This is a genomic window from Vagococcus sp. 211 (genome assembly GCF_056322705.1).
In genome coordinates, this window is the sequence record NZ_CM150475.1 from 1,792,458 (window position 1) to 1,811,679 (window position 19,222).

A 19,222-nucleotide genomic window follows, 5' to 3' on the forward strand; every position below is an offset into this window, starting at 1 on the left:
TCTCAATCCCCCCTTAAGGTGCACTCTTCAGTGTCCACAACAACTCGCCTTTGTAAGTTCCAAGGTTTCCTAACTCTATTTCATTAATGTATAAACCTAAGCCACTCCCTTCCTTAGACCATGTGTCACTAATCACTGCTGAACCACCGTCTTTGCCAACAAAAATATCCGTTTCTGAGCTTGTTAACACCCGCTCATCTTGTTGATTTAGTCTATACCTAAAGGCATCTGTTAACATATTATTACCTGAAGTTAAAGGTTCTAGTACTTTGACGGAAACCGTCCATTTAGACTGATTGGCTCGACTATCTGACACCACTAACTTGTCTTGATGCGCTAAATTTTCAGCTTCTTTCTTTTCTACTGGCTGTCCTCTGTACTCCACCTTACCAAAATCAAACATCTCTGGTGCTGATGCCAGTAGAACGGTACCAAACACTTCTGTTGTCTTGACGTCTGCTTCTGCTTGATATGTTTCTTTCTTGTGTTGCTCATTTTCTGGACCAGGAACAAAAGTAGCTTCTCTCGGAGAGTTCCCAGTGGCATCAAAAATATTCATAATTTCTTTGCCAACCGCACTCACCAATACCTTCGTATCAAACGTGACTTTTGCTGTTTCTTGCGAGGTCAAATCCCCTATCGGAATCAGTAATTCATGTTTTTCTTCATCGTAGGTATACTCTTTTTCCGATAGTTTCATACCATTCAACTTAATATTTCCACGCTCTTTATCAAACACCACTTCTTTTGGTAGATAATCTCTAATGATGACGTCTCGCCAAGTCGTTGGTACCACACTTTCTTTATCATTTTTCACTGTTAATTGATATGTCAATGTGTCTCCTACTTGCGTTGTTTCTCCCCCACTAGAGGTATAACTTTTCTTAACATGAGGTTGGTCTGGTAACACATCTTTCGCCACTTTTAAGGTTGCTGGGTAAAGGGCTTTTTTATCACGAGCATCGTGATAGTTTCCTTTGCCTTGTTGATATTCTTTATATGGGACACTAAGGTTTCCTAATACATTATCTGGTTCTGAGGTGTAACTGTCTGGTAACGTATACGTCAAGTGGGTGCCTTCAATGACGACCTCATCTTTTAAATACACTTCAACCTCGTCTGTTTTATCCACATATCTCGGCAAATCAAGTATCCAATTTCCATCGTCTGATACTGTTGTCGTTATTAATTGTCCCGAGTTATCTAACAACCACTCATTTTTGACTTTAATGAAGACTTTAGCTCCAGGCTCATCACCTGTTCCCATGATCTGTTTAATACTATTGGTCACAGGATGACTTATTCTAGGTGTTTTTGGAGGTGTCACGTCAATAGTTGTGGTTTCATCTATCTTAATATCACTAGGTAGACTCACCATATTCGTTTCTTCTCCTTTATTAGGAGAGCCTCGCCAAGCTTCTAAAACATTAATTTTCCATCCCTCTGTCATAAATTCATCTCGGTACTTACTTATATTCTTAGGTAGATTTAGTTGAATAACACCCATTTTAGTCGTAGCACCATGAATTTGTTGGGCTTGACTTGACGCAATGTCTTCAACTATCTTTTTCCCTTGTTGATCATAAACAGCTAACACAGCATGTACTTCATCATCAAAGGCATCTCTGGGTTCGTCGTTTCGACCTTCAGGTACAATAGCATGTGCATAAATACCCGTATCAGCATTCGTTGGTACTCGTAGCTGATTGATCTGCGCTGCTTGATTGTTTCCATTAATCCGAGACATATTAACCATTGAGCCATTCAATGTCATAAAATCACGAATCTCTTGTGACGTACCTGTTTCAATTTTCCCGTAATTGGCACCTGAAAGAAAATAATCAGTGGTTAAGAAACTCTGAGTTGGGTTCCCTGTAACGTCTGTCCCAACCTTCCAAAAAGCAACTGTCGAATCTTGACTGCTTAATTTCCCAGAACTATTAGAGAACACTGTTCCTCCACCATCACGCATATTAGTGAAATCATAATATTTAGGACAATTCAGTGAGACATTTACAATACTCCCAGCAAATATTCCTTCATTACTAGAACTCGTACGCCCCCTTGCTATCATATACGTTGAAGTACCCGCCACAATATCTATGGCCTCTCCTGAATAAATAGCCGGTCCAAGATCCGCTGTAATCTCTACATTCGAATTTTCTCCACTTACTTCAAATGTATTAGGTGCAGCGTTAGAACCATTGGTATAATAAATACCTTGATTGTCTGTATTACCGCTACCGTCTTCAGCTCTTCGTCCACCTTTATTGTGAACAATGAACTCAGAACCGTTTTTCACAAAGATCTCGTTGTTCTCACCGTACATCCTGACACCAGGTGGTAAAGTTGAGTTACTATCTGTCGATTTTTTAATTTCCATTTTAGACCCTTTGTCCATCTCAAAGGTCATATCTCCTACCAATCTAAAACGCATGGTAGGTGATAAATTATTTGAATTACCAATGGAAGTCAAGATAATCTCTGATTCTTCAGTGATATAAAAACCACCCTTTAACGCCTGCATAACAACGGCGGGAGTCGCATTGGTTCCTTGAAGAGAATCTACTTCTAAAGAAGCTTTGTCTGATACAAAGAATTCTCCACCAGCACCTGACATAGAAATAATGCCTCCATTACTCCCGGTTCGGGTGCCTCCACCTTCTAAAACAACGTCTGATTTTTCACCCTTCAAGTTTAACGTAAAGTTTGGACAACCCGTGTCATTTGTTCCCACGTTGATGACGCTTCCTCCACCTGATAACCGGCGATTCTCTCCTTCTCCCGTGACTTCGTTAAAACTAGACGCAACTAAACGGGTTTCCATTAAATTTAATTCTGAATTCGCCGCAGCGTTGGTAGCAGAGAAAAACGTCCCTCTAACACTCGTACGAGAATCATTTTTGTGATAAATCTCTGCTTGAGTAAAGGTTATTTCCGAATCTGGAACGCCTGTCTCGATAAAAGATGTGGTTGCTTCAGTGTCTTTAACTTGAATCATTCCATTAGAAAAATGGAACACTGGTGCTGTACCTGACATATTAAAGACGTTAGAGTCATGACTATCCATAATGATATTCAGATGATTCATCTCTACTTTAAAACCTCTACCAGAATCAACTAAGCCATTAATACGACCAAACTCCCAATCTATTGGAGAATCATTGTTAACCATTAAATTAACTGAACTGGATCCTTCAATAAAATAACCTGCTTGTTGATTAGAAGCCCCCTTATGAACAGAGGTATTAGACAAATCCACATTGAGTGCTTCTGATGAAGAAATAAAATTCCCTCTATAGTCAGAACTGCTGTAATAAATATTGGTACCACTATCAGCCGAAACATTACCTGAAGTAGAATGATAGAACGGATATCTCGCTTCTGAATTGTAGGTCAATTCCCCACTAATGTTTAAATCACCCGCACTGATAAATGAAGCACCACCGGTATAGTTAAACGTATTACTACCCGTCATAGTTACCTGACTATTTGGTAAGTGAAGCAATGGTCGTCTCACATAATCAGAACCTTCTGAAGACACGTTGTCGAGTATAACGTGCCAGTTATCACCGCTACTTCCATTCAATATTGCCGTAGTATTACTACCACTGTAAGACAGATTTTTAATAACAAGTTGTGTTGGTACGGATACCGAATCAATTCCTATGCTTCGATTGGTAGTACCGGTAAAATCAAAGTGATGGCCATTCCCATTAATCGTTAAGTTACGATCTAATCCCAATCGATCTAGGCTATTATTAATAGTAATATCTGCTTCTAACTCAATGAGGTGAACCGTTTTATCTGACAAAGCCGTTTCAAAATCGTTCCAATTGTTAACAACTTTCCGATTAGCTCCTCTAATGTTTGACTCTTGTGTTAGATTTAATAACCCTCTTGATTCTTGTTCAACTATTGGTTCTTCCTTTGTGGTTTCATTTGTTATGTCCTTAACAACGTCTTTAGCAATGTTTTCATCAATTTTTTTAATTCTCTCAGCTTCCACATCAATCGTGTCAAATGTTATTTTTTTGACAACTTTTCCATCAACGCTTAACTGAACAAACCCCTCTTGGTAAGCGTCAGTTACTTTCCCAAAATTAAAATTAAAAACAGATGCTTGATTATCCTCACTAGCTATAAAAGTAAAACCATCCTCACTTACATGATTAGACGATGTCATTTTTATCTTGTCAGTATCAATCTCATCACCTGATATTTGAGATTCTTCCACTGATTCAGCCCCAAAACCACCAATACCACTGTATTTGATTGTTACTTGTTCTCCTTTAGATTGATCTATAGTAAGAGATACATCTATTTCATCTTTTGTATCCTGTCCTTTTTCTACTAAGTACTGTGCCTCGGCACTATCTACAGAAACCATACACGAGATGAACATGACAAGGAAAGATAACATCCCCCATATTTGTACCGACCATGTTCTGTTAATCGCTCTTATTTTATGGCCGTTCATCTGTTTTCTTGAATCCATCTATTTCTCCTCCTTTCTTGTGTAAAAAGAATAGTTGTTATATAAGCTGCGTTATGTAAAGTATCTTAACAAAAAAAAATTTAAATAATTAATTATTAGTTTTTTTTCATTTTTGTGTAAATTAATATCTCAATTTTTCTTGTTTTATGAATAAATAACGTGAAAAAACTGTTTATTCTATTTAGTCACAATTATTATCAGATTTTTACTGTTTTTTCCTTTTTATTCTCACTTTCTCTAGTCGAACACCGTTATTTAATTACTTTTGTTATTTTATTTTTTCACAAAGATTATTTTTTTTGTCAAAAACTGCTTGTATTATGCAATAAATGAATAGTTCATTTTACTCACCTTTTACTCATATTTCACTTATAAAAAACTCATATAACACTCTTTTTTCACACCATTCTTTTAAAAAAATTCATACTTTTATCTTCTTTTTGATGATTTATGAGTTTTTTTTCAAAGTTATTACCCTTATTATCTAAAAAAGAATAAAAAAATAGAGTGATTAGCTTAATACTAATCACTCTATTTATTAATTCTTAATCCAAATCAACGTTATGATAGATACTTTGTACGTCTTCTAAGTCATCTAATACATCAATCATTTTTTCAAATTGCTCTAAATCTTCGCCTGTTAAATTGACTTCACTTTGAGCCAACATTTGAATTTCAGCTACAGAAAATTCCGTAATGCCTTTTTCTTTCAAAGCTTCTTGAATATTATGGAAGTCTGTTGACTCTCCATAAACAATAATTTGGTCTTCTTCATCAAAAACATCTCTTACATCAATGTCTTTTTCCATTAAATATTCTAATATCTCATCAGCATCTTCTCCAGCAAAACCAAAGATAGCCGTATTATCAAACATATAGGCTACAGCACCTGATACACCCATATTTCCACCGTTTTTACCAAAAGCTGCTCGCACTTCTGCTACAGTACGGTTCACATTATTCGTTAACGTATCTACAATTACCATTGAACCATTAGGACCAAATCCTTCGTAACGTAACTCTGAATAGGTTTCATCCCCTGAACCTTTCGCTTTTTCAATCGCACGATCAATAATGTGTTTTGGTACATTATACGTTTTAGCGCGTTCGATAACAAAACGTAGCTTTTGATTAGAATGCGGATCAGGCTCACCTGATTTTGCTGCTGCATAAATTTCAATTCCAAACTTTGCATACACTTTACTATTGTTTGCATCTTTTGCAGTTTTCTTTGCAACGATGTTTGCCCATTTACGACCCATATATTCCACTTCGCTTTCTTATTGTCATTATTAGTTGCTTTCGTCATACAAAAACGTCCTTATTTATTATACTTGTAAACTGCTCGTTCTCAAAGGATTTTTTTTGGATGTAAGAAAAAATAAAGAAACTTTCATAAAAAAAACTTACCTTTTTTTCATATCTTACTATTTCTTTTAATTAAGTCGACTAAAAAAACTTTAAAAGCGAGATATGTATGGTAAAATTGGCTTACAAAATGATAATGAAGGTGATGTTTTTATGGAAAAAATCGATTGGAATAATTTAGGATTCTCATATATCAAGACTCCTTTCCGCTACTTAGCAACATGGAAAGATGGGCAATGGGATGATGGTGTGTTAACAGAGGATAATCAATTACATATTAGTGAAGGCTCTGCTGCTCTTCATTATGGACAACAGTGTTTTGAAGGAATGAAAGCTTACCGTTGTCAAGACGATAGCATTAATTTATTCCGTCCAATGGAAAATGCTAAACGTTTAAATCAAAGTGGTAGTAGACTATTAATGCCACATATACCAGAAGACATGTTTTTAGATGCCGTGACACAAGTTGTGGCTGCAAATAGAGAATTTGTTCCTCCTTACGGGACGGGTGGATCATTATACATTAGACCATTATTAATTGGTGTCGGGGATGCCATTGGTGTTGGTCCAGCTCCAGAATTTATTTTCACTGTTTTTTGTATGCCTGTTGGGCCTTACTTTAAAGGTGGGCTGAAACCAACCAACTTCTTAGTATCAGACTATGACCGCGCTGCACCAAATGGGACAGGTGCGATTAAAGTTGGAGGTAATTATGCTTCTAGTCTTCTTCCAGGTGAAGAAGCTAAAGAGAGAGCTTTTGGGGACTGTATTTATTTAGACCCTGCCACACACACTAAAATAGAAGAAGTCGGATCGGCTAACTTTTTTGGAATCACTCATGATAACCAATTTATTACACCTATCTCACCTTCAATCTTGCCAAGTATTACAAAGTATTCTCTGCTATATTTAGCTAAAGAACGTCTTGGTATGGAGGCGATCGAAGGCGATGTTTGTCTAGATAAATTAGATGAGTTCGCTGAAGCTGGTGCTTGTGGTACTGCTGCTGTCATTACACCAATTGGTGGGATTCAACACGGTGATGATTTCAAAGTCTTCTACTCAGAAACTGAAGTAGGTCCTGTTACTAAACGATTATACGATGAGTTAACAGGCATTCAATTTGGTGACGTCGAAGCACCAGAAGGTTGGATTGTCAAAGTTCCTTAAATAGAAGAAACAAAAAAACAAAGGCTAATATATGGCCTTTGTTTTTTTGTTTAAGCTAGTTGAGTTAGTATAAAGTCATCATTATCTGTTATAACAAAATCTTTGGTGGTAAGGTTTGCTTTTAATATAGAACACGATGTACCATCTCGACTCTCTCTCGTAATCACTATCTGATGGTCATCAGGTGTTTGAACCTCTATTTTCCCCTCTAAATCAAAACTATTCGAGGAATTTCTGTAGCGTAAAAGGTCAAATAAACGTTCCACAACTGGGCGTGATACTTCTTCTTCAATTTCATTTAAATCATAATAATGACGATTGATATTTCGACCTTCTTTACTGCTCTCAAGTAGTTCGATATCATTTTTACCTGCTAACAATCCCACATAATACACTTGAGGAATTCCTGGAGCAAAACACTGGATGGCTCTTGCCAATAAGTAACTTCTATCATCATCACCTAGGGCACTATAATAAGTACTATTAATTTGATAAATATCTAGATTATTATATGCTTCAGATGAATAAACTTTCTTCACATTGGCTCCTACTTGATACAGTTGTTCTGACGTATAACTAATTTCATCATCACTTAATAAGTCTTTTGCATCAACTACTCCAATACCGTCGTGTGTGTCAAGTGTTGTAAATTGTTTCATGGGACTCTGTTTTAACCAACTTGCAAGACGATGACTTTTACCACTATATAACGAATATAATGTAATCATAGGCAATGCAAAATCATAAATAAAATAATCATGCTCCGAAATTTTCATCTGAATACTATAGTGCTCATGTATTTCCGGCAATAATGCTACCCCATATTGGTCTGCTTCCTTCCTAATATTATCTAATAGTTCCCAGATATCAGGTTCTATAAAGAAGCAATTAGAATCTAATCGCTTAATCGCATACGCAAAGGCATCTAAACGAATCACTGAACAACCGTGTTTAGCCATGTCTTGAATCGTCTCTCGAATGAATTGTTTTGTGATGTCTTTTGTCACATCTAGATCAATTTGTTCTTCTCCAAATGTATTCCAAACACGGCCTACGTTACCATTGTCAAATGTCACCCTTTGAAAAGGAGCTTGGTCTTTTCTTTTATAAATGAGTCCAACGTCTGCTTCTGTAGGTCGATTTTCTGGATAGAATGTGTCAATATCAATAAACATGTCTTTGTATTTAGAATCTAGATGGTATTTTTTATAGTCTTTAAAGTACATTGATTCTCTTGAGATATGATTAATCATAAAATCAAACATTAAGTAATAATCTTTTGATAAAGCTTCAATATCCTCCCACGTTCCAAAAGTCTTATCTACAATCGTATAGTCACTTGGAGCAAATCCTCTATCTCCTGTTGACGGGAAAAAAGGCAGTAAATGAATACCACCAATAACGCCTTCCAATTGTTCGGTGAGGACATTTTTTAATTCTTTTAAGTTTTTCCCTAGACTATCCGCATAAGTAATCAGCATCACTTCGTTCGTTATCATTCTTTTATGGTCTCCTTACTCTCTGATTTCTAACACAACACTCTGATAACCAGCCAAAACTAATTCGTCTTTTGTTTCATTAAAACAGAGATCTAAGTTGCTTAATAATACCTTTGATCCCTTTGGAATAGTAACAACCGTCTCTGCTGTTTGAAAATTATTAAGAACCCAAATGCGTTGATTCTCAGCGACTCTTTCATAAGCAACCAAATTCGTTACTTCTGCCATCAATGGGTTAAATACCCCATAAACTAAAGTATCCCTATAACAGTCATTTTTTCTGAGAGCTATCATCTTCTGGTAGTAGCGATAAATAGACGCTTCTTTCGCTTTTTCTTTTTCTACATTGACCTCTTGGTAGTTTCCATTCACTGGAAGCCACGGCGTCACATCAGAAAAACCACTATTTTTTTCATCGTTCCATTGCATTGGTGAACGTGAATTGTCTCTACTCCTTGGTGTAATCAAACGAAAAGCTTCTTCCTCGCTGTATCCATTATCTAACGCTCTTTGGTAATGATCATGAGTCGATAAATCATCAAAAGTGTCAATGGTTTCATAATCCACATTAGTCATCCCTATTTCTTGTCCTTGGTAAATGAAAGGAGAACTTCTTAGGTGAAAATAAAGAGTCGCAAGCATAGTAGCTGAGGCATACCCTCTCTCTTTTTCCTCAATAAACTTATTAAGTGCCCGCGGACTGTCGTGATTTTCAATATGACTTGGTGACCAACCTATCTTCGCAATTTGACGTTGCGCTTCAAATATCTGTTCTTTCCACTCATCTACATGCCAATCCTGGTACTCATACCAATTACCACCTTTTGGTACTGATGGATGATCATATGAAAACTCAAAAATCATAGAAAAACAACCGTCATCCCCAACATAAATTCCCAAGTCTTCAAAAGGAACACCAAAAGCCTCACCCACTGTGACACAATCATATTTATCAAAGGTTTCTCGGCGTAACTCTGACAAAAAGTCATTGATACCAATCTGATTAATACTCCCTTTATCCACATGGGCCAATCCATCCACACCATCTGATGCTAAATTAGGAAATTCTTGGTTTTTCTTCAAGTATGAAATCGCATCTACTCTAAAACCACCGATACCTTTATCTAACCAATAATTAATCATCTCATATATTTTCTGACGTAACTCTGGGTTTTCCCAATTTAAATCAGGCTGTTCTTTAGCAAACACGTGGAAATAATACTCATCCTCTGAATTCGGTAATGGTGACCAACTACTCCCACCAAAAATAGCTCGCCAATTAGTTATTTCTTCTTTTTTCTTAATAATAAAGTAATCACGTTCCTTAGCATTAGTATCACTAATTGCTTTTTGAAACCATTCATGCTGATCTGAACAGTGATTAACAACTAAATCAAAAATAATTTTTATGTTTCTTTTTTTCGCTTCTTCAATTAATTCTTCTAAATCCTCGTTCGTTCCAAAGATAGGATCCACTTTATAATAGTTTGAGATATCATATCCGTTGTCTACCATAGGTGATTCAAAAAATGGACTAATCCAGATAACATCTATGCCCAATTCTTCTAAATAATCTAATTTACTAATTATCCCTCTTAAATCACCTACACCATCTCCATTACTGTCTTTGTAACTCTTTGGATATATTTGATAAAAAACAGACTCTTTCCACCATGTTTTCATAATTGCTTCCCCCTATTTAACTGCACCATCTGAGATGCCACTAATAATATTTTTTTGTAAGAATAAGAATAAAATGATAATCGGAATAATCGTAATCAACACTGCTGGAAAAATAAGATCCCACGCATTCCCATATTGACCAGATTGAATTTTGGCAAAGTACACTGATAACGTTAATGTTTTTACTTCACCATTACCTATGACTAGGAATGGTAATAAATAATCATTCCAAATCCACATAGAATTTAAAATGATTACAGTCATTGTCGTCGGTCTAACTAAGGGCATAATCACTTTAAAATATACTTTGAAAACTGAAGCGCCATCAATAATTGCTGCTTCTTCTAATGCTAGTGGTACGTTTTTAATAAAACCATGATATAAGAATATAGACATACTTAGACCGAAGCCACTATACATCAAAATTAACCCCAATACATTTTTCAAACCTACGCTATCAAACATGCTAATAAGTGGGTACATCACTGCTTGAAAAGGTATCAACATAGATGATGTAAAGAACAATAACATCATAGAAGAGACATTTCCTTTATGTCTAACCATCATCCACGCTACACTTGATGAAATAATAACAATCATTCCTACAGAAACAACAGTTATCACTAACGTCAGTAGAGCTGAATTGATTAAATCAATTTGATTGATAGCATTTTTGATATAAGAAAAATCTAAAGATTTTGGTAAAGCCAAAGGTGTTTTAACAATTTCAGTTTGTGATTTAAACGAGTTAATGATTAAAAAACTGATGGGAAATAGAGTATAGATAGCTAAAATTGTTAGAATAATATATTTCATTAATGTCCATGTTTTCATTTTATTCGTTAAATGTTTCATTACATCTCTACCTCTTTTCTTTTCGTAATCACAACTTGTGTCAATGATACAACAGCAATCAGAACAAAGAAGATAACCGCTTCTGCTTGAGCTAATCCGTAATTATTAGAACTATCCTTCGGTGCTCTTAAAATTTGTAAAGCTAGCATTCTTGTATTAAATTCTCCGTTAGTTAACGCCACGTTTGGATCTAGCATCTTAAAACAATTAGACAATACTAAGAAGAAAACAATGGTGAAAGATGGCATTAACATTGGTACCGTAACATTTTTAAATTTTTGCCAAGTATTAGCACCGTCAATGTCCGCTGCTTCATATAGTTCCCCTGGGATATTATTCAAACCTGTAATATAAATAATCATCATGTAACCTGACATTTGCCATACAACAATAAATAGCATAGCGAATAAATTTTTTGTATTATCCTGTGTCATATTCGTTAAGAAAGAAATAGGTAATATACCTTCTGGGCCAAATAATATCGTAGAAAAAATATTTTCAAAAATAAATAACCAAATAAAGCCTAAAGCTAATCCACCAAGTAAATTGGGTAAAAAGAAAGTAGCTCTAAAGAATCCGACTGCTTTAGAAATACTATTAACAAGTAACGCTAAACCTAGTGCTACTACGTTGACCGAAACAACCGCTAACATAGTAAATTTCAACGTATAAGCAAAAGCCTGTCTAAAACTTTCATTTTGGAAGGCTTTAATATAATTATCGAATCCTACCCAAGCTTGAAATGCATTGTCTCCTCCTGCAAAGTAAACACCTCTCCAAGCTGAGAAGGAATAAATTACACCAATAATAAAGGGAATCACAACCACACATGAAAATAAAATAAGGGCGGGAATCGTAAACGGCATAAACCATTTTTTATATACATTTTTCATCTGACTTTCCTCCTATTAAAAAATAATAAAGACAGAACCCTCGATCACCGAGGCGGTTGAGGGTTCTGTCTTTCATGTATTATTGACTGTCTTCTTTTAATTCAATCCAACGTTTAATAATAGTATCTGCCATATCAGGATAAGTTGACTCATCCCATGTTTCTTTAGTCATGTAATTTTCTTTTAATTCATTCCCTACAAACTCTAAGAAGTTTCCTGGTGAGGCATTGAAGGGATTAGATAATGTTTTACCAGTACTTACGTATTCTTGAATGGATTGATTTAATGTATTCGTAGATTTATCATTTTCTAAATCATTGAATAAGATAAAGCCGCTCTCATCTTGTAAGAATGTAAGTCCTCGTTCAGATGTATATAACCAAACAAGAAAATCCTCTGCTTGTTTTTTCTGTTCCTCTCCTGCTTGTTTGTTAATAATCCAATAGTTAGGAACAAATGTTGGAATGGTTTTGTTATAATCTTCTGGTGTCCAGTCTGCAATCTTAATGTCTTTTTGCTCAAACGGCATCTTAATTGGCACAATCTTTAAAGTCTCTAACATTGGTTTGTTCAGCTTAGAAAGGGTTGGATAAATCCAGTTACCTTGTTTAATAAATAGTCCTTTATGGTCTGCAAATAATTGTAATGAATTATCATAGCTTCCCACTGTACCATTGATAAAGTTTGTACCTCGTTGTAACGATTCATCTTCACCAGCGGCATGAGATGTATTGTACTCCAGTACTTCCATATACTTAATTAGAGAATCTTTCATTTCTTCAAATTGAGCTGGTTCCGAATAAAAAGCATCTGAATAACTTGTATAAACGGTATTCATCGCAACATTCAACATATGATCTGCATACGTCCATTTCTCAGCACCGGCTTCTACAAAAACACCTGTCAAACCTTTTGTTAATTCTGTTTTGTCTGTTGCTAAGGCATAACTGTTTCCATTTAATTCAATTTTTCCAGACTTATCATCTTGAATAAAATCATTGACTGTATCTGTAAAGGTAACAAAGGCCTGATAATCAACCACTTTTAAATCAGATAATAATACGTCAACATCGGCTTCTGGAAATAATTCCTTTAACACATTTGTGTCAACAATATAACCATATCCCTCTACTGTATAAGGTATTCCAAGATTACTACCATCCACGCTCAGTCTCATGTTTTCTGGAATCTCATTTACTAAAGATTTAAGTTCTTTATTATCTGTCTCTTCTAAATCATACATAAAGTCCCCATCTTTAGGTCCCCATGTCATTAAATTGTTGGTTGAAAAAATAGCTGGTGCATTTTTAGATGTCATTTCAGTATTCATTGTTTCTGTTACATCTGCACCCGATCCTGGTGAAAAGGTTTTAACTTTAATCCCCGTCTCAGCTTCATAATCTTTAGCTAACTCTTTCAAAGGTTCACCGATTTCGCTTTTTGTATTGAAAATATAAAGCTCATCACTTTTACTAGAACCTCCACTTGAACATCCTACCAATAATAATGCAGCTAAAGAAACAACACCTAGACCAATTATTCTCTTCTTCATCATTTACCCTCTCCTAACCTTTTTTGGAAAACGCATTCATTTAATAGTTAGAGTATATGACAATCGTTTTCATATGTCAATCGTTTTCATATAAAAGTAAAAAAAACTTGTATTCCCCATTTTGTAGGAATACAAGTTTATGTAGACTCACGAATAATGACTTCTGTTTCAAAAATAACAGGAGTAGGTTCGTCTTTTTTTTCTAATTTTGCTATCAACAACTGCGCAGTATAAGTACCTAGCTCATCTATTGGTTGATGAATTGTCGTCATCCGAGGTGACACCAGAGACGCTAATGGTTGATCATCAAATCCCATAACAGCCAATTCATTAGGAATCTTTATCCCTTGCTCATTGGCTTGTGAAATAATTCCAGCACCGACTTCGTCTCCATTTGCAAAAATAGCATCTGGTTTTATTTCTAAATTTTCGATACCTCTAATTAGCTCTTTTCCATTATTTATACTTAAAACATTAGTGAATACCAATTCTTCATTAAAAGGAATATCATACTCTTTCAGCGCCTGTTTATACCCCATTAACCGGTTATCGTATTGATCTATTTCAAATCCTGTACAATACCCAATTTTTCGATAACCGCGTTCTAGTAAGTGGCTAACACCCTCATAAGCTGCTTTTTGTTCATCGATACGTATAATCGGCATCTCATCATCATACATATAACGGTTACACACAACCAATTGATTTAATTCTATGTACTTTTTCAACGTCTTATAATTATTTTCAGTATTTGTCATAATAAGGCCATCAATTTGCTTAGCATCTAGTAACTTCAAAAAATTTAATTCTCTATCCGGATCTTCAAGTGTTTGGAGTATTACAACCTGATAACCTTCCACTGATGCTCTTCTTTCAATAGCATCTACTAAATAGGCAAAAAAAGGATTTGTCACACGCGAAATAATCACTCCAATTAATCTCGTTTTTTTTCCCCTTAATTGTTGTGCAATAATATTGGGCGTATAGTTCATTTCCTCCATCGTACTAAATATCAATTTTTTTGTTTTTTCTGACACATAGGGGTGACCATTTAAAGCTCTGGACACTATCGTAATGGATACTCCAGCTTGTTTTGCAACATCTTCTATGGTTGCCAAATCTTCCACTCCTTTTCTACTAAATCTTATCCACTAAATATAGATGACAGGATAACATAAGTCAATCTTTCATAAGATAGTACATTTACTAAAAAAGGAATAGTTCTAGTTTAAATTCCTTTTTCTAACCCTTCATAAACTCGTTTTTCCTAGAAAACAATTGACTTTCTAAAGGGAGAAGACTATATTTTTAATTGTACAAATTATAATTGCTATAAACAAGTACTCAAAGATTATTATTATGTTCAGTCAACTAACTAAACAAAAGGGGATTTTTTATGATTACATTAGAAGTTTTTGATCACTCATCTTGTAACATCGAAGGATGTTGCGGTGGTTCAGCAGCAACTAATCCAGACTTAATTAGAATTAACGATATTTTTGAATTATTCCAACAAGTCCCACCTATCGATGCGACTCGTTATGAGTTATCTCAACACGCTGACATTTTTGAAAAAAATGATAAAGTGATGACTTTATTAGAAGAAAAAGGTAAAGAGTGCCTACCGATTACTGTCTTGAATGGTGATATCGTTAAATATGGTGACTACCCATCTAATGAAGAAGTATCAAGCTACACAGGTATCTTAATCGTTGACAACGACGGTGGTTGTTGTGGTGGAGGCGGCTGTGGCTGCTCATGTTCTGCTTAAAAAATAACTAAAAAATGAGAACAGCTAACTGTTCTCATTTTTTTATTATCCTTGTTTTTTCTTAATCGGACAGTCCACACCTGAACAATCACAGGCACTTTCTTTCTTGATAACATATTTATAGACTACCATTCCGACACCCATAAAAATAAGGCCAGCTAAAATCAGTGTTCCCATATTATCACTCCTATAATAGACTAATTCCCTCAATACTTGTTACCTTAGGTTCAATTGGCTTCATACTCACTAAAAAGATGCCTACTCCAATAACAACAAACGACAGTATCGTTCCCATACCAAACTGGCCACCTTCAAACATCACGTGCCCTAATTGGTAGACAACAAAACTTACTAAGTAAGCTAAACCGCATTGATACGCAATCGCAAAGCTTGTCCACTTCCAATCACTCATCTCACGCCTAATGGCCCCAATAGCAGCAAAACATGGTGCACATAATAAGTTAAATAACAAGAAAGAGTAACCAGCAATAGGTGTCATACTACCGCTTAATAACGGCCAGTACTCAACCCCTGTCTCTGATACTTCTTCCATATGGCTGAATAAAATACCAAAAGTACCTACCACATTTTCTTTTGCGACTAAGCCTGTAATAGTCGCTACTGTTGCTTGCCAATTCCCCCAACCTAAGGGCGCAAACATAATAGCAATACCACGACCAATGCTTGCGAGCATACTTTGATCTGCGTCAACCATTTGTCCGGTATAACTAAAAGAAGATAAAAACCAGATAATCACAGAACTAGCAAAAATGACTGTACCTGCTTTCTTGACAAAAGACTTAGATCTTTCTAATGTTTGACGAAGACTGTTTTTCCATCTTGGCAAATGATAATCTGGTAATTCCATAATAAAGGGTGCTGTATCACCTCTAAACAAAGCTGTTTTCTTTAAAATAATGCCTGATAATACAATAGACCCAATACCCACAAAATAGGCAGAAGGTGCTACCCAAGTGCTATTTGGGAAGAACGCCCCCGCAATCAAACCAATAATTGGTAACTTCGCTGAACAAGGCATAAAAGTAGTCGTCATAATTGTCATTTTTCTATCACGCTCATTCTCAATCGTACGACATGCCATAATACCAGGTACGCCGCATCCCGTTGATACAAGCATTGGGATAAACGACTTGCCAGATAAACCAAAACGTCTGAACAAACGGTCCATAACAAACGCAATCCGTGACATGTAGCCACAATCTTCTAAAAAAGACAAACATAAAAATAAGACCATTAACTGAGGTAGAAAGCCCAACACTGCGCCCACTCCAGCAATAATTCCATCTAGTATCAAAGACTGTAACCAGGACGCAATGTGCCAGGACTCCAGTACCTTGGTCACCACATTTGGTACGATGTCGCCAAATAAAACATCGTTCACCCAATCTGTTCCAAGTGTTCCAACGGTTTGAATAGATAAGTAATAAACCAGCCACATTACCAGTGAAAATATTGGTAACGCTAACCAACGATTGGTAACGACTTTATCTACTTTATCACTCATCGTTAATTGATAATCCCTTGACTTCACACTACACAAAGCAACGATTTTACCAATAAAATGGTACCGTTCATTAATAATAATGCTCTCTCTATCATCTTCCATCACTTTTTCCGTAATATGCACAATGTCTTCGATGTCTAATTTTTCTTCTTCTGTAAATGAAACGCTAGATAGGACGTGTGGGTCTCCTTCAAATAATTTAATACTGTACCAGCGTTTTTGTTGGTCAGATATACTTGATGGCAATAAATCACTAATCTCTTCTAAAGCCACTTCTAATCGATTATCATAAGTAGGATAAGAAGGCATACCTTGTCGGTCCATTCTCTGAAGATTATCTGATACTTCTTTTAGACCTTGATTCTTTAATACACTCATTTTGAATACAGGAATGTCCAGAGAATACGACAGCTTCTCTTCATTAATTCGTATGCCCTTCTTTTCTACCACATCCATCATGTTCAATGTTAAGCTCATGGGAATCCCTAGTTCCAGCAATTGCGTGGTTAAATAAAGATTCCGCTCTAAATTACTACCATCTACAATATTCAGCAAACCGTCTGGCCCACCGTCTATGAGATAGTCTCTTGCTACAACTTCTTCTGGTGTGTAAGGTGATAGAGAATAAATACCTGGTAAATCTTGAAGAGTGACAGCTGTATTATTTTTTAATTTACCCGCTTTTTTTTCAACCGTTACACCAGGCCAATTCCCAACAGATTGATTGGATCCCGTCAATTCATTAAACAAACTAGTCTTGCCACTATTTGGATTACCTACTAATGCCATTGATATTTTTTTCATCTATCACAACACCTTTTCTACTAAAATCAATGCCGCTTCTTGTTTTCTTAAGCTTAAATCATACCCTCTAACACTAATATCTATCGGATCTCCTAATGGCGCGTATTTTTTTATAACAATAGGTGTCCCTTTTGTCAGTCCCATGTCCATCAATCGACGTTTAATAGCTCCTACAGCTACAAAATCAACGACTTGGACTAACTCTCCAATCCCTATTTGATCTAACGTCGTCATCTCTTGTTCCACATGCTTACCACTTTTTTGTACCATAATCCCTTGTGCAATTCCTTGATCTAGCCCAACCTTCGTCCCTTTAAATGACACGATGACAGGTTGCCCTGTTTCGTTAGAAATCATGACCAAAGAGGTCCCTGGTAAAAGGCCTAAATTTCTTAAGTGCCTACCATAGACAACATCTCCGTTATACGAAACAAATTGGTAAACTTGATTTAATTGACAGTGCGTTAATGATTCCATCGTTTCTCCCTTATAAGCCTCTTTGATGTCTTTTATCCTCACCGAAACAATTGATAGTGAGAACCATTCTCATTAATTCTACACGCACTGATAATCATAGTCAATCCTTTCTTGTGATATTTGGCACATTAATAAAAAAGGAGCGGATTTCTCCACTCCTTTTTTATTTATTTTGTTATGACGTCTGATTTAAATTCTTAGTCTTACCCCATTCGTTATTCTTTTTGATCTTGACGAATGTCTTCCATTATATCTTTCATTGGTCTAATCTTTTCTATTTCTTCCGGTTGACCGTTTCCTTCATTTCCCTCGTCCTTCGTCTCATTCTTCTCATTAAGAGGGCCCTTAGGTGTTTCTTTCTCATCAGGATACGATGTCGGTAATTCCTCTGGATTATTTGGTTCTGTTAAAGGTGATAACGGTTCTTCAGGATCTGAATTGACTAAAGGCATGTTAGGTTCCTTAACTTCTGGGTCTACTAAAGGGGAAATAGAGTTCTTCTCATAGTCCTCTTGCTTGTTTTTTTCCTTGTTATCATGCTTATTTGTATTCATCTTATTCATTCCTTTCTTAGTATCGTTTATCCTAGTAAGTCTAACAGTTGTTCTTTCTTTTTTTCCATCATACTTTTCTTGGTATCTTCTTCAGGTTCTTTCTTGTCATCCTCTGAAAACAGTAACTGTTTTAGTGCATAAGTGATGGTAGCAAATAACAATACATTGACTAATTTGTTCTTATTTTTCATGTGACTCATCCCCTTTCTCCCTCACAACTCATAAGTTTTAGTGAGTTCCCTAATTAAAGCTTATGCTTATACGACAACAATAGCAAGCGTTTCCACTCGGTGTCATTATTCGTTATCCAACGGGAATAAAACTGTCACATTCTTTTATTTAGATGACAATCATTACTGTTCATTAAATCCTATATATATCATTTTTTTGTTTTACATCTCTATAAAAGATCACCCAGCAATGTAGCTTTATTAAATAAAATGACTTATTCCTAACACTTCTATTTTTAACACACCTTTTATGATTAATTCATGTTACATTCTCATTTCATCCGTTTACATACCTACTTTAAATATAAAAACCTATACTTATAGCATATTGCATCTCTGGAAC

The 19,222-nt window shown here is 35.6% G+C and carries 15 protein-coding genes; 2 read left to right on the forward strand and 13 right to left on the reverse strand.

The window, feature by feature from the left end:
* Window positions 1-13: 13 nt before the first annotated feature.
* Complete coding sequence (locus ACVWM0_RS08630; RefSeq protein WP_476472235.1) at window positions 14-4,498, reverse strand: pectate lyase-like adhesive domain-containing protein; 4,485 nt, start codon at window positions 4,496-4,498, stop codon at window positions 14-16.
* Window positions 4,499-5,043: 545 nt separating this feature from the next.
* Entirely contained in the window at window positions 5,044-5,760 is a 717-nt protein-coding gene (locus tag ACVWM0_RS08635; protein WP_476472236.1) for a YebC/PmpR family DNA-binding transcriptional regulator, read from the reverse strand.
* Window positions 5,761-6,019: 259 nt separating this feature from the next.
* On the opposite strand from ACVWM0_RS08635, the gene ACVWM0_RS08640 reads away from it, so the two are divergent.
* Window positions 6,020-7,036 carry a branched-chain amino acid aminotransferase gene (locus tag ACVWM0_RS08640; protein ID WP_476472237.1) on the forward strand — a complete coding sequence of 339 codons (1,017 nt, stop codon included), beginning with the start codon at window positions 6,020-6,022 and terminating at the stop codon, window positions 7,034-7,036.
* Between the two features lie 50 nt (window positions 7,037-7,086).
* Here the strand turns inward: ACVWM0_RS08640 and gtfA are convergent, their stop codons facing one another.
* From gtfA to ACVWM0_RS08670, 6 genes are all read right to left on the reverse strand, one after another.
* Complete coding sequence (gtfA, locus tag ACVWM0_RS08645) at window positions 7,087-8,535, reverse strand: sucrose phosphorylase (RefSeq protein ID WP_476472238.1); 1,449 nt, start codon at window positions 8,533-8,535, stop codon at window positions 7,087-7,089.
* 15 nt (window positions 8,536-8,550) lie between these two features.
* Complete coding sequence (locus ACVWM0_RS08650; protein WP_476472239.1) at window positions 8,551-10,218, reverse strand: alpha-glucosidase; 1,668 nt, start codon at window positions 10,216-10,218, stop codon at window positions 8,551-8,553.
* A 12-nt stretch (window positions 10,219-10,230) separates the two neighbouring features.
* The gene (locus ACVWM0_RS08655) at window positions 10,231-11,073 is read right to left on the reverse strand and encodes a carbohydrate ABC transporter permease (protein WP_476472240.1); all 843 of its coding nucleotides are present in this window, start codon (window positions 11,071-11,073) and stop codon (window positions 10,231-10,233) included.
* On the reverse strand, window positions 11,073-11,966 hold the full coding sequence (locus ACVWM0_RS08660; protein WP_476472241.1) for a carbohydrate ABC transporter permease: 894 nt from the start codon (window positions 11,964-11,966) through the stop codon (window positions 11,073-11,075). Before ACVWM0_RS08660 ends, ACVWM0_RS08655 begins: the two co-directional genes overlap by 1 nt.
* A 79-nt stretch (window positions 11,967-12,045) precedes the next feature.
* A complete protein-coding gene (locus ACVWM0_RS08665; protein ID WP_476472242.1) occupies window positions 12,046-13,521 on the reverse strand; it encodes a hypothetical protein in 1,476 nt (491 codons plus the stop codon).
* A 134-nt stretch (window positions 13,522-13,655) separates the two neighbouring features.
* Window positions 13,656-14,636: a LacI family DNA-binding transcriptional regulator gene (locus ACVWM0_RS08670; RefSeq protein ID WP_476472243.1), complete on the reverse strand. Its 981-nt coding sequence runs from the start codon at window positions 14,634-14,636 to the stop codon at window positions 13,656-13,658.
* 278 nt (window positions 14,637-14,914) lie between these two features.
* Between ACVWM0_RS08670 and ACVWM0_RS08675 the strand changes: the two genes are divergently transcribed.
* Entirely contained in the window at window positions 14,915-15,289 is a 375-nt protein-coding gene (locus ACVWM0_RS08675; protein WP_476472244.1) for an arsenic metallochaperone ArsD family protein, read from the forward strand.
* 45 nt (window positions 15,290-15,334) lie between these two features.
* Here ACVWM0_RS08675 and ACVWM0_RS08680 read toward each other — a convergent pair whose 3' ends face one another.
* From ACVWM0_RS08680 to ACVWM0_RS08700, 5 genes are all read right to left on the reverse strand, one after another.
* Window positions 15,335-15,466, reverse strand: coding sequence for a hypothetical protein (locus tag ACVWM0_RS08680; protein WP_476472245.1), 132 nt, complete (start codon window positions 15,464-15,466; stop codon window positions 15,335-15,337).
* Between the two features lie 10 nt (window positions 15,467-15,476).
* Window positions 15,477-17,618, reverse strand: coding sequence for a ferrous iron transport protein B (feoB, locus tag ACVWM0_RS08685; protein WP_476472246.1), 2,142 nt, complete (start codon window positions 17,616-17,618; stop codon window positions 15,477-15,479).
* Window positions 17,619-17,621: 3 nt separating this feature from the next.
* Complete coding sequence (locus ACVWM0_RS08690) at window positions 17,622-18,095, reverse strand: FeoA family protein (protein ID WP_476472247.1); 474 nt, start codon at window positions 18,093-18,095, stop codon at window positions 17,622-17,624.
* A gap of 215 nt (window positions 18,096-18,310) precedes the next feature.
* The gene (locus ACVWM0_RS08695; protein ID WP_476472248.1) at window positions 18,311-18,649 is read right to left on the reverse strand and encodes a hypothetical protein; all 339 of its coding nucleotides are present in this window, start codon (window positions 18,647-18,649) and stop codon (window positions 18,311-18,313) included.
* Between the two features lie 26 nt (window positions 18,650-18,675).
* Window positions 18,676-18,849 carry a hypothetical protein gene (locus ACVWM0_RS08700; protein WP_476472249.1) on the reverse strand — a complete coding sequence of 58 codons (174 nt, stop codon included), beginning with the start codon at window positions 18,847-18,849 and terminating at the stop codon, window positions 18,676-18,678.
* Window positions 18,850-19,222: the final 373 nt, after the last annotated feature.